At 72.9% G+C, this 12,398-nt stretch carries 10 protein-coding genes; 2 read left to right on the top strand and 8 right to left on the bottom strand.

What is annotated here, in order from left to right; genetic code table 11:
* Positions 1-33: 33 nt before the first annotated feature.
* The 5 genes from ACIPSE_RS22165 to ACIPSE_RS22145 form a co-directional block, all read right to left on the bottom strand.
* Complete coding sequence (locus ACIPSE_RS22165) at positions 34-1,449, bottom strand: phytoene desaturase family protein (RefSeq protein ID WP_401664857.1); 1,416 nt, start codon at positions 1,447-1,449, stop codon at positions 34-36.
* A 98-nt stretch (positions 1,450-1,547) separates the two neighbouring features.
* On the bottom strand, positions 1,548-2,420 hold the full coding sequence (locus ACIPSE_RS22160; RefSeq protein WP_401664856.1) for an inositol monophosphatase family protein: 873 nt from the start codon (positions 2,418-2,420) through the stop codon (positions 1,548-1,550).
* Between the two features lie 85 nt (positions 2,421-2,505).
* Positions 2,506-4,290 (bottom strand): gamma-glutamyltransferase family protein, encoded by a 1,785-nt coding sequence (locus tag ACIPSE_RS22155; RefSeq protein ID WP_401665050.1) that lies wholly within the window; start codon positions 4,288-4,290, stop codon positions 2,506-2,508.
* Between the two features lie 184 nt (positions 4,291-4,474).
* The gene (locus tag ACIPSE_RS22150) at positions 4,475-5,137 is read right to left on the bottom strand and encodes a response regulator (RefSeq protein ID WP_401664855.1); all 663 of its coding nucleotides are present in this window, start codon (positions 5,135-5,137) and stop codon (positions 4,475-4,477) included.
* On the bottom strand, positions 5,134-6,240 hold the full coding sequence (locus ACIPSE_RS22145) for a sensor histidine kinase (protein WP_401664853.1): 1,107 nt from the start codon (positions 6,238-6,240) through the stop codon (positions 5,134-5,136). The genes ACIPSE_RS22150 and ACIPSE_RS22145 overlap by 4 nt, the downstream gene beginning before the upstream one ends.
* Before the next feature lie 166 nt (positions 6,241-6,406).
* Here ACIPSE_RS22145 and ACIPSE_RS22140 point away from each other — a divergent pair, with 166 nt between their 5' ends.
* Complete coding sequence (locus tag ACIPSE_RS22140) at positions 6,407-7,408, top strand: carboxymuconolactone decarboxylase family protein (RefSeq protein ID WP_401664852.1); 1,002 nt, start codon at positions 6,407-6,409, stop codon at positions 7,406-7,408.
* Between the two features lie 150 nt (positions 7,409-7,558).
* Positions 7,559-8,218: a hypothetical protein gene (locus tag ACIPSE_RS22135; RefSeq protein WP_401664851.1), complete on the top strand. Its 660-nt coding sequence runs from the start codon at positions 7,559-7,561 to the stop codon at positions 8,216-8,218.
* Positions 8,219-8,240: 22 nt separating this feature from the next.
* Here ACIPSE_RS22135 and ACIPSE_RS22130 read toward each other — a convergent pair whose 3' ends face one another.
* The 3 genes from ACIPSE_RS22130 to hydA form a co-directional block, all read right to left on the bottom strand.
* Positions 8,241-9,809 (bottom strand): NCS1 family nucleobase:cation symporter-1, encoded by a 1,569-nt coding sequence (locus tag ACIPSE_RS22130; RefSeq protein WP_401664849.1) that lies wholly within the window; start codon positions 9,807-9,809, stop codon positions 8,241-8,243.
* 144 nt (positions 9,810-9,953) lie between these two features.
* Complete coding sequence (locus ACIPSE_RS22125) at positions 9,954-10,973, bottom strand: TIGR03842 family LLM class F420-dependent oxidoreductase (RefSeq protein ID WP_401664848.1); 1,020 nt, start codon at positions 10,971-10,973, stop codon at positions 9,954-9,956.
* A gap of 11 nt (positions 10,974-10,984) precedes the next feature.
* Positions 10,985-12,388, bottom strand: coding sequence for a dihydropyrimidinase (gene hydA / locus ACIPSE_RS22120; protein WP_401664847.1), 1,404 nt, complete (start codon positions 12,386-12,388; stop codon positions 10,985-10,987).
* Between the last annotated feature and the right edge of the window lie 10 nt (positions 12,389-12,398).

Raw genomic sequence — 12,398 nt, 5'->3', positions numbered from 1 at the left:
GCCGGTCTGTATAGCAGCACGTCCGGCAGGGGTTCAGCTCCGTTGCTCGCGCAGCCGACGCCACACCGCCTTCGCCGCGTTGTGGCCCGACATGCCGTGCACACCGGGGCCGGGCGGGGTGGCCGAGGAGCAGATGAACACGGCCGGGTGCGGGGTGGCGTACGGGTGCAGGGAGAGCCTCGGGCGGAGCAGGGCCTGGAGGCCGGTGAACGCGCCGGAGCCGATGTCTCCGCCGACGTAGTTGGCGTTGCGGGCGGCGAGTTCGGGCGGGCCCGCGGTGGCGCGCGCCAGGACCCGGTCGCGGAACCCCGGTGCGAAGCGTTCCAGTTGACGCTCCAGGGCGTCGGTGAGGTCACCGGTCCAGCCGCTCGGGACATGGCCGTACGCCCAGAAGACGTGCTTGCCCTCGGGGGCGCGGGTGGGGTCCACGACACTGGGCTGGACGGTGATCATGAACGGCTTGTCGGGGGCGCGGCCCTCCCGGGAGACGGCGCGCAGGGCGGTGTCGATCTCGCGGCTGCTCGCGCCGATCTGGACGGTGCCCGCGATCCTCGCCTCGGGCGCCGTCCAGGGCACGGGGCCGTCGAGCGCGTAGTCGACCTTGAAGACGCCCGCGCCGTACCGGTATCCGGCGTAGTGGTCGCCGAAGCCGGCGATCCGGGCGAGGGCGGTCGGTGAGGTGTCGAAGACGTAGGCGCGGGCGGGCGGCAGGTCGTCGAGCCGCTTGACCTCGTAGTCGGTGTGGACGGCGCCGCCCAGGTCCTTGAGGTGGGCCGTGAGGGCGTCCGAGATCGCCTGGGAGCCGCCCTTGGCGACGGGCCACCCGCGCGCGTGCGCGGCGAGCGCGAAGACCAGGCCGATCGCCCCGGTGGCGAGGCCGGACAGGGGGGCCATCACATGGCCGACGAGACCGGCGAACAGGGCCTTGGCCCGCTCGTCGCGGAAGCGGCGCATGAGCAGGCTCGACGGGGGCAGTCCGACGAGGCCGAAGCGGGCGAGGGTGACCGGGTCGCGGGGCAGCGCGGTCAGCGGCAGCGCCATGAAGTCCCCTGCGAGCGTGTCCCACTTGGGCAGGAACGGTTCGACGAGCCTGCGGTAGGCGCCCGCGTCGTGCGGTCCGAAGGAGGCGGCCGTCTCGGCGACCGAGCGGGACAGCACGGCGGCGGTGCCGTCGGGGAACGGGTGCGCCATGGGCAGCCCGGCGTGCAGCCACTCCAGTCCGTACCGCTGGAGCGGCAGGGCCCGGAAGGCGGGCGAGTTGACGCCGAGCGGGTGGGCGGCGGAGCACGGGTCGTGCCGGAAGCCGGGGAGGGTGAGTTCCTCGGTGCGGGCTCCCCCGCCCACGGTGTCGCGGGCTTCGAACACGGCCACGGAGAAGCCGCGCCGCGCCAGTTCCACGGCGGCCGTCAGTCCGTTCGGCCCCGCTCCCACCACGACCGCATCGAGCATCGACGACACCTTCGGACCCCTTTGTCAGCCGGACGGCCACCGGGGGTCAGGATATGCCGGGGCACCGACGGAGCAGGGGCGCCGGGTCGACACCGGGTTCAGGCGGCCCGCTCCTCCCCCTCCGCCGGCTCCGCCCCCGCCAGGAGCCCCGCCACGCGGCGGGCCGTCGCCTCGTCGCGGGCCGCGGTGAACGGGAGGGTGTTCCCGCCCGTGACGCGGAAGGGGTCGCCGGTCGCGGTCAGATGGGTGCCGCCGGCCTCCTCGACGAGGAGCAGTCCGGCCGCGTGGTCCCAGGCCAGCTCCCAGGAGAAGGCGGTGGCGTCCAACTCGCCCGTGGCGACGTTCAGATACTCCAGGCCGGCCGAGCCGCAGGGGCGCGGGGCCACGCCCTCGGTCCACAGGCCGAGCAGGGCGCGCTTCTGGGCGTCGGTCGTGTAGTCGGGGTGGGAGGTGGCCACGGAGAGGCTGCGGCCGGGGTCGGGGGCTCCCGCGTGCAGCTTCTCGCCGTCCAGGAAGGCGCCCTGGCCGCGGACGGCGGTGGCGAGCCGGTCGTGGGCGGGCAGATAGGTCCAGGAGGCGAGGAGGACGCCGCGGTGGGCGAGCGCGACCAGGGTGCAGAAACCGGGGTCGCCGTGCACGAACTGCCGGGTGCCGTCGACGGGGTCGACGATCCAGACGGGGGCGTCGCCGCGTATCGCCTCGTACAGCGTCGGGTCGGCGGCCACGGCCTCCTCGCCGACGACGACGGAGCCGGGCAGCAGCGCGGGGAGCGCGCGGGTCAGACGCTGCTCGGCCAGCCGGTCGGCGTCCGTCACCAGGTCGTGCGGTCCGCTCTTCTGGTCGATCTCGTGCGCGGCCAGACGCCGGAAGCGGGGCAGGATCTCGGCCGCGGCGGCTTCACGCACGGCTGCTTCCACGTCGTCGAAGCGGTGTGCGAGAAACTCGTCGATGGTTTCCGTGTGTTCGATCATGCCTCCATGAGAGCACGCGCCACTGACAATCCCTACCGGCGGGATGGATACCGGATGGAATCGGCGTGAACTCCCGGGTGCGGGGTCAGCGGCCCACCGCGTACCCCTGTGCTCCCCTCGGGTTGGCGGCGGCGGACAGGACACCCGTCTCCGGGTCCCGCGCGACGGCGCACAGCCGCCCCTCCGACCAGGCGTCCCCGACGGTCACGTCGTGCCCGCGCCGCCGCAGCTCCCGGATCACGCCCTCGTCCGTGCGCGCCTCGACCGTGACGCTGCCCGGCCGCATGCCGCGCGGGTAGAAGGAGCCGGGGAAGCTGTCGTTGTGCCAGTTCGGGGCGTCGATCGCGCCCTGGAGGTCGAGGCCGCCGCGCACGGGCGGGCGCAGGGCGACGGCGAGGAAGAAGTGCAGCTGCCACTGGTCCTGCTGGTCGCCGCCGGGGGTGCCGAAGGCGAGGACGGGCACGCCGTCGCGCAGGGCGAGCGACGGGGTGAGGGTGGTGCGGGGGCGGCGGCCCGGGGTGAGCGTGGTCGGCAGCCCCTCCTCCAGCCAGGTCATCTGGAGCCGGGTGCCGAGCGGGAAGCCCAGCTCGGGCACGACGGGGTTCGACTGGAGCCAGCCGCCGCTCGGGGTGGCCGCGACCATGTTGCCCCAGCGGTCGACGACGTCCAGGTGGCAGGTGTCGCCCCGGGTCAGCCCGTCGGCGCCGGTCTCCGGCTCGCCCGGCACCGGGTGCGGGTGCCGGGCCACGGTCGGTTCGCCCGCGCCCATCGGGTCGGACCCGGGGTCGTCGGTGGCCACCACGCGCGCGTGGGCGCACAGGCGCGGCGCGCGCCCTCCGGGGCTGCCGGGGCGCAGTTCGTGCGAGGCCCGCTCGCCGACGAGGGCGCGCCGCCCGGCGTTGTAGCCGTCCGCGAGCAGCTCCCCGAGCGGCACGTCGGCGGCGTCCCCGTACCAGGCCTCCCGGTCGGCCATGGCGAGCTTGCACCCCTCGACGAGCAGGTGCACGTACGCGGCGGACCCGTACGCGGGCAGTTCGTCGGGGAGCAGCGCGAGCTGCTGCAACAGCACGGGCCCCTGGCTCCAGGGCCCGGCCTTGCACAGGGTCCAGCCGTTCCAGTCGTACGTCGCCGGTTCCTCGTAGGACGCCGACCAGCCGGCGAGGTCGGCGGCGGTCAGGGTGCCGGTGTGCCGTGCGCCGCTGGTGTCCAGGGTGGGCCGCGCGGCCTGGCGCACGAGGGCCTCGGCGACGAAGCCGGTGCGCCACACCTCGCGCGCGGCCTCGATCTGCGCGACGCGGTCCCCGGCGGGGGCGACCTCGTCGAGCAGGCGCCTCCAGGTGGCGGCGAGGGCGGGGTTGCGGAACAGCTCGCCGGGCCGCGGGGCCTTGCCGCCGGGCAGATAGACCTCCGCCGAGGAGGTCCACTCGGTCTCGAAGAGTTCCCGTACGGCCTCGACGGTCGCGCCGAGGTTCTCCACGGGCGCGTGCCCGTCCTCGGCGTACCCGACGGCGTACTTCAGGACGTCGGCGAGGGACTTGGTGCCGTGGTCGCGGAGCAGCAGCATCCACGCGTCGAAGGCGCCGGGGACGGCGGCGGCGAGGGGTCCGGTGCCGGGGACGAGGTCGAGGCCGAGCGCCTTGTAGTGCGCCACGGTCGCCCCGGCCGGTGCGACGCCCTGGCCGCACAGCACGCGGACCTCGCCGCCCGCCGGTGCGAGCAGGATCGGCACCTCCCCCGCGGGTCCGTTGAGGTGCGGTTCGACGACGTGCAGGACGAACGCGCCCGCCACGGCGGCGTCGTAGGCGTTGCCGCCGTCCTCCAGCACGGCCATCGCGGACTGCGAGGCGAGCCAGTGTGTGGAGGACACCATGCCGAAGGTGCCCTGGAGGGTGGGTCGGGTGGTGAACGGCAAGTGGCACCTCGCTGAGTCCGCGCGCGTCCGGTCGGTCTTCGGGCCGGTCGTCTCTCCGGCCGCCGGTCAGGTTATCGATCGGATGTGCCGGCGCGGAGGGGGCGGGGTGCGGCGCTCGTTCGGGCCGCGGCCGGCGCCCCGGTCATCCGCCGCGTGCCGTCACCAGCCCCGACTCGTAGGCGAACACGACCAGTTGGGCGCGGTCGCGGGCGCCCAGCTTCGTCATGGCCCGGCTCACATGGGTCTTGGCGGTGAAGGGGCTGATGACCATGTGCCCGGCGATCTCCTCGTTGCTCAGCCCGCGCGCGGCCAGCGCGGTGACCTCGCGTTCGCGGCGGGTGAGGGCTTCGAGGCCGGGGGCGGTGGCGCGGTCGGGGGGCCGGGCGACGAACTCGCCGATGAGGGTGCGGGTGACGGACGGGGAGAGCAGGGCCTCGCCGCGGACCACGACCTGGATCGCCTGGAGCAGGTCGGCCGGTTCGGTGTCCTTGAGGAGGAAGCCGCTGGCGCCCGCCCGCAGCGCCTCGAAGACGTACGCGTCGAGGCCGTAGTTGGTGAGGATCACCACGCGGACGGTGCGCAGCGCCGGGTCCGTCGCGATCCTGCGGGTCGCCTCGATGCCGGTCATCACCGGCATCTGCACGTCGATCAGGGCGATGTCGGGCACCTGCGCGCGGACGAGGGCGACGCCCTGTTCGCCGTCCGGGGCCTCGCCGACGACCTCGATGCCGTCCTCGGCGTCGAGGAGCGCGCGGAACCCGGCGCGCATCAGCGCCTGGTCGTCGACGAGGGCCACCCGGATCACGCGGGCACCTCCCGGGGCAGCCGTGCCCGTACGGAGAAGCCGCCCTCCTCGCGGGGTGCGGCGTGCAGGTCGCCGCCGAGCGCGGTGACCCGCTCGCGCATCCCGGTCAGGCCGATCCCGGGCACCACGGGGCGGGCCGGGTCGGCGGTGCCGTCGTCGTCCACGGAGACGGTCAGGCCGGCGTCGGCGTACGCGAGGCGCACGCTGACCTTGGCCGCGCCCGCGTGCCGTGCCGCGTTCGTCAGCGCCTCCTGGACGATGCGGTACACCGCGCGGTCGACGGGCGCGGCCAGCGGGCGTTCCTGTCCCGTCACGGTCAGTTCGACCGGCAGTCCGGCGGAGCGGGCGCGCTCGACGAGGAGGGCGGGGGTGCCGGTGGGTTCGTCGCTGCGCAGCACCTCCAGGGTGGAGCGCAGTTCGCGCATCGCCTCACCGCTCGCCTCCTGGATGGCGAGCAGGGCCGCGGGGACCTCCTCGCCGCGTTTGCGGGCGAGGTGGACGGCGACGCCCGCCTGGAGCTTGACGATGGAGATGCTGTGGGTGAGGGAGTCGTGCAACTCCCTTGCTATGCGCAGGCGTTCCTCGCCCGCGCGGCGCAGCGCGGCCTCCTCGCGGGTGCGTTCCGCCTCCAGGGCGCGCTGTTCGGTCTGGCGCAGATACGCCTGCCAGTTGCGGTCGGCGAGGCCGGTGACGACCGCGGCCAGGAACCAGCCCGCGAGCAGCGCGGCCTCCTTGAGGAGGTCCACCGCGGCGGGGTCCGTCGACACGTACACACCGAGGTACAGGGCGCTCGCCGCGCCGGCGAGGGCCCGGTGCCCGACCCGGGCGGCGGTGTGGACGGCGCCGATGACGGGGAACGCCACCAGTGGCTCCGCGTGGGCGTGCAGGACGTAGGCGGCGCCGAGGCCGGTGACGGTGGCCAGTACCGCGCGCGGGAGGAGGCGGTAGCAGCCGAGGGCGGCGGCGCTCAGCGCCAGGAGCAGGTGGTCGACGGCCGTGGCGTGCCCGCCGAGGACGGACAGGGGCAGCACCAGGGCGCCGACGACGACCGCCAGGGCCGCGTCGGCCAGTCCCTTGCGGGTGAGGACGGGCCGCCTGCTCATGTCGGCACAGTAGACGGCGGCGCCGACCGCCGCGTCAGCCCTGTGGACAACTCCCCGGCTACTCCCGCCGTAGTAGTCCGGGGCCCCGCCCCGCCCGGGCGACGCAGTGCCGACTCCGTTCGCCGGTACGACGACCGGGGACGGGCGGGCGGCGCACGCTGGCCGCATGTCCACACCATTCCGCTACACCGAGCCGCCCTCGCCCGAGGCGGCGGGCGGCCGGGTCGCCGAGGTCCACCGGCAGATCGCCCGTGACTTCGGGATCGACGGCCCCTCCACGTTCCTGGTCCTCTCCTCCTCGCCCGAACTCCTGGCCGCCACCTGGGCGTTGACGCGCGAGTCGCTGATCGCGGGCCCCGGTGGCCGGACCGGTAAGGAGCTGGCGGCGCTCGGGGTGTCGCTCGCCAACCGGTGCCCGTTCTGCGTGGACGCGCACACGGTGCTGCTGCACGCCACCGGCGACCACGCCGTCGCCGAGCGCGTCGCCCGAGGGCGGCGCCCCGCCGACGAGGAGCACGCGCGCGTGCTGGAGTGGGGCAGGCTCACCCGCGTCCCGGGTGCGTCCTCGCGGCCGTACCCCTTCGCGCGCGAGGACGCTCCCGGCTATCTGGGGACCGCGCTCGCCTTCCACTTCATCAACCGGATCGCGTCGGCGCTCCTTGAGGAGGACCTGCTGCCGGGCGGCGCGCAGCGGTTCCGCGCGGTGCGCAGTCTCGCGGGCCGCGCGCTCGCCCGGACCGTGCGCCGCCCCGCGCTGCCGGGCGAGAGCCTCGCCCTGCTCGACCGGCCCGAGCCCGGCGAGGCGCCCGCGTGGGCGGACGGCACGCCGGCCGGGGTCGCCTACGCGGCGCTGCTCAGGTCGGCGATGACGGGTGCGGAGCTGCTCGGCACGGACGACCAGGAGCTCGTCGAGGAGGTCGTGCAGGACTGGGACGGCGGGCATCCGCCGCTCGCCCTGCCGGGGGTGCCGGACCGGCGTGAGCGGCCGGGGGCGCGGCTGGCGCTGCTGGCGGCCCTCGCGCCGTACCGGGTGACGGACGAGGACGTGGCCGCGTGGCGGCGTCCGGGGCGCACCGACGACGAACTGGTGCGTCTCGTCGCGTACGGGTCGTTTCTGGCCGTGGACCGGATCGAATCGGCGTTCAGCCGCATTTCCGTTCGGACATAACGGGACACAGGCCGCTCCGGTCGCGGGGCTCCGTCACCGCCCATGTACGGAGCGAGTTGGCACTTCCCCACCACAGGGACTCGTGTGACACTGTCGTCCCCGTCCGCAGTGCGGACTCGCTCCGCACCATCCCCCACGAGAAGTGCGCCTGTGCGTTCCCTTCCTCTGCCGCTCACCCTGACCGCGCGTCTGTCCCCGGTCGTCGTGCTCGCCGTCGCGGGCTGGACGCTGACGTCCGACCCCGGTCCGACCGCCGGCGACGAGCCCGCGGCCAAGGGCGCCACGCAGTCCGCGTCGGCTCCCGCGACGGCCGCGGCGTCGAAGACGTACACGGCCTCCCCCGCGCCCTGCGAGGGCGTCGCCACGGCCACCGTCAAGTCGCTGGTGCCCGGCGCGAAGACGGCGGGCAAGGAGATCCCGTCCACGGACACGGAACTGCGCCGCACCTGCTCCTGGAACGCCCTGAAGGGGTACGACTACCGCTGGCTCGACGTGTCGTACGAGATCACGGACACGGACGAGGACGCGGAGAAGGCGTACAAGAACCGGCTGGAGCAGAAGAGCGGCGGCGGTGACGTGCCGGGCCTCGGCGACCAGGCCTACTCCGTCGTGAACCTCACCACCGAGGACAAGCAGCAGACCCGCGAGGGCGAGGTGTACGTCCAGGTCTCCAACGCGCTCGTGGTCATCACCTACAACGGCAGCGACTTCGAGTCGAAGAAGGCGCCGAGCACGGACGTCGTCAACAAGGGCGCCATCAAGGCGGCGAAGGACGCGGTGGCCGCGCTGGAGGGCGGCGCCAAGAGCTGACGGCCGCCCTCCTGACGGGGTGTCACGCCACCTCGGACGGCGCCTCCTTCTCCTGCTCCCGGCCCAGCGGCAGCATCAGCGCCACGTACAGCACCAGGGACGTCCCCAGGCCCACGGCCCAGCCGTAGTCGGCCAGCGGCTTGAGGAACGGGACGAGTCCGTCGGCCGGGAAGGGTCCGCTGCTGGACCCGTCGGCGCCGACGGCGGAGTACGAGCCGCCCACCGCGAGCAGTCCGCCGACCACGAAGGCCGCGATCGCCCGCCAGTTCCAGCCGTTGCTGTACCAGTAGCGCCCGCCGGGCGTGTACAGGTCGGCGAGGTGCAGCACCGTGCGCCGCACGATCCAGTAGTCGGCGATGAGGATGCCCGCGACCGTGCCGAGCAGTCCGCCGACCACGCCGAGCCAGGTGAAGATGTAGAACTCGGGCGTGGAGATCAGCTTCCACGGGAAGATCAGCACCCCGACGACGCCCGTGATCAGCGCGCCCGTACGGAAGTTGATGAGTTTCGGCGCGAGGTTCGCGAGGTCGTACGCGGGTGAGACCACGTTCGCCGCGATGTTCACGGAGACGGTCGCGACGAGGACGACGACCAGCGCGAACAGCAGACCGAAGGCGCTGTCGGTCTTGGCGGCCAGCGTGACCGGGTCCCAGATGGCCTCCCCGTAGACGGCCTCGGAGCCGGAGGTGACCAGCACGGCGAGGATCGCGAACAAGGTCATGGTCGTGGGCAGACCGAGGCTCTGCCCCCAGGTCTGCGCCTTCTGGCTGGCGCCGAAGCGGGTGAAGTCGGGGATGTTCAGCGAGAGCGTGGCCCAGAAGCCGATCATGCCCATGAGGGAGGGGAAGAAGACGGGCCAGAAGTCCGGGCCCCAGCCCAGCTTGGACGGCTGGTCCAGCAGCGCGCCGAACCCGTCGGCCTTGACCGCGATCCACACCAGCAGCACCAGCGCGCCCACGATCACGAACGGCGCGGCCCAGTTCTCGAAGTGGCGCAGGAAGTCCATGCCCCGGTAGATGATGGCGATCTGGAGCGCCCAGAACAGGACGAAGCAGAGCCACAGCGGCCAGGGGTTGCCGGCGATCTGCCCGGCGTTCTCCCAGTGCCCGCCGGTGAGTTTGGAGCCCAGCGCGAAGATCCCGCTGCCGCCGATCCAGGTCTGGATGCCGAACCAGCCGCAGGCCACGGCCGCCCGGATCATCGCCGGGATGTTCGCGCCGCGCAGTCCGAAGGAGGCGCGGGCCAGGACCGGGAAGGGGATGCCGTACTTGGGTCCGGCGTGCCCGGTGGCCAGCATCGGCAGCAGCACGATGACGTTGGCGAGGGCGATGGTGAACACCGCCTGCTTCCAGTCCATCCCGAGCGCGACCAGGCCGGAGGCCAGGGTCCAGCTGGGGATGCAGTGGGCCATGGAGATCCACAGCGCCGCGAAGTTGTACGTCGTCCACTTGCGTTCGGAGACCGGTACGGGGCGCAGGTCCTCGTTGGCGAAGGGGCTGTCGGCGGGAAAGGCCTCGGGGCTGAGTTCGACGCGGCCGTCGGAGCCGGCGGACTGCGGTATCGGCGACCCCGTGGGGACTGTTTCGGTCATGGGCAGGCCAATCGATCAGGACGGGAACGGGAGAGGCCGTGCGGGGGCCTTGGGCCCCTCCTCACCGGGACGGCGGCAAGGAGGGGGGACAAGGTGTGGGGGGCGTCGGGGCGGTGGGTGAACGGGCCGGTGGGTGAGGGGGGTTCAGGCGTTGACGGCGGGGATGACCTTCGTGCCGTACGCGTCGATGGTCGCCTCCTGCGCGTCGTGCATGTCGTAGACGGCGAACTGGTCGACGCCCAGCTCGCGCAGGGCGTTCAGCTTCTCGATGTGCTTCTCGACCGGGCCGATGAGGCAGAACCGGTCGACGATCTCGTCGGGCACGAACGCGGTGTCGGGGTTGTCGGCGCGCCCGTGGTGTGAATAGTCGTACCCCTGGCGGGCCTTGATGTAGTCGGTGAGTTCCTCGGGGACCTGGGAGGAGTGCTCGCCGTACTTGGACACCAGGTCGGCGACGTGGTTGCCGACCATCCCGCCGAACCAGCGGCACTGCTCACGGGCGTGGGCGAGGGCCTCGGGCGAGTCGTCCTCGGTGACGTAGGCGGGGGCGGCGACGCAGATCCTCACCTCCGAGGGGTCGCGTCCGGCGGCGACCGCCGCGGCCTTGACCGCCTTCACCATGTACTCGGTGAGGTAGAGGTCGGCGAGCTGGAGGATGAACCCGTCGGCCTCCTCACCGGTCATCTTCAGCGCCTTGGGCCCGTACGCGGCCATCCACACGGGGAGTTCGGCGTCCTCCTTGATCCAGGGGAAGCGGATGACGGTGCCGCCGAGGTCGGCCTCCTGGCCCGAGCCGAGGGCGCGGATGACCTTCATGGCCTCGCTGATCCGGGCCAGCGTGTTGGGGGTGCGGCCCGCGACGCGCATCGCGGAGTCGCCGCGGCCGATGCCGCACACCGTGCGGTTGCCGAACATGTCGTTGAGGGTGGCGAAGGTGGAGGCGGTGACCTCCCAGGTACGGGTGCCCGGGTTGGTGACCATGGGCCCGACCTTCAGCTTCGAGGTGTTGGCCAGGATCTGGCTGTAGATCACGAACGGTTCCTGCCACAGCACGGCGGAGTCGAAGGTCCAGCCGTAGGTGAAGCCGTTGCGTTCGGCCCGCTTCATCAGGCTGACGACCTTCGAGGCGGGCGGGTCGGTCTGCAGGACGAGTCCGAAGTCCATGGGCACCACTCCTAGTTGAGGTACTGACAGGTGGAGCGGGGGGTGTAGACGCCGTGCCCGGCGTGCCCGGTGTACTCCCGCTCGGTGATGACGGGCTCGCCGCGCGACAGGACCGTCTCGACCCGGCCCGTGAGGCGCTTGCCCTCGTACGCCGAGTAGTCGACGTTCATGTGGTGGGTCGCGGCGGAGACGGTCTGCTCCGCGTGCGGGTCGTAGATGACGACGTCGGCGTCGGCGCCCGGCGCGATGGTGCCCTTCTTGGGGTACATGCCGAACATCCGGGCCGGGGTGGCGCAGGCGATCTCGATCCAGCGGCGGCGCGAGATGTGCCCGTCGACGACGGCCTGGTGCAGCAGGTCCATCCGGTTCTCCACGCCCGGGAGCCCGTTGGGGATCTTGGAGAAATCGCCGCGGCCGAGCTCCTTCTGGCCGGTGAAGCAGAACGGGCAGTGGTCGGTGGAGACGACCTGGAGGTCGTTGGTCCGCAGCCCCTGCCACAGCTTCGCCTGGTGCTCCTTGGGCCGGAGCGGTGTGCTGCACACGTACTTGGAGCCCTCGAAGTCCGGCTCGGCGAGGTTGTCCGTCGACAGGAACAGGTACTGCGGACAGGTCTCGCCGAAGACGTTGAGTCCCTCGTCGCGCGCCCGCGCCAGCTCGGCGACCGCCTCCATCGCCGAGACGTGCACGACGTACAGCGGGGCGCCCGCGACCTGGGCCAGCTTGATGGCGCGGTGGGTGGCCTCCGCCTCCAGCAGCGCCTTGCGCACCTCGCCGTGGTAGCGCGGGTCGGTCTCGCCGCGGGCCAGGGCCTGTTCGACGAGCACGTCGATCGCGATGCCGTTCTCGGCGTGCATCATGATCAGGCCGCCGTTCTCGGCGGAGCGCTGCATGGCGCGCAGGATCTGGCCGTCGTCGGAGTAGAAGACGCCGGGGTAGGCCATGAACTGCTTGAAGGAGGTGACGCCTTCCTCGACGAGGAGGTCCATCTCCTTGAGCGTCTCCTGGTTCACATCGGAGACGATCATGTGGAAGCCGTAGTCGATCGCGCAGTTGCCCTCGGCCTTGGCGTGCCAGGTGTCCAGGCCCTCGCGCAGGGAGTGGCCGACGCTCTGCACGGCGAAGTCGACGATGGTCGTCGTGCCGCCCCAGGCGGCGGCCCGGGTGCCGGTCTCGAAGGTGTCGGAGGCGAAGGTGCCGCCGAACGGCAGCTCCATGTGGGTGTGGACGTCGACGCCGCCCGGGATGACGTACTTCCCGGTGGCGTCGAGGGTCCGCTCGGCGCTCCAGGCCTCGGCGGCCGGAGTGCCGGAGGCGGCGAGGGCGGCGACGCGGCCGTCCTCGATCAGCACGTCGGCGTGGATCTCGTCGGACGCGGTGATGACGAGTCCACCGCGGATGACGGTACGGCTGCTCATGTTCCCTCTC

It is taken from the genome of Streptomyces sp. NPDC090106, assembly GCF_044747265.1.
GTDB lineage: Bacteria > Actinomycetota > Actinomycetes > Streptomycetales > Streptomycetaceae > Streptomyces.
This window is presented reverse-complemented; position numbering and strand designations above follow the sequence as displayed.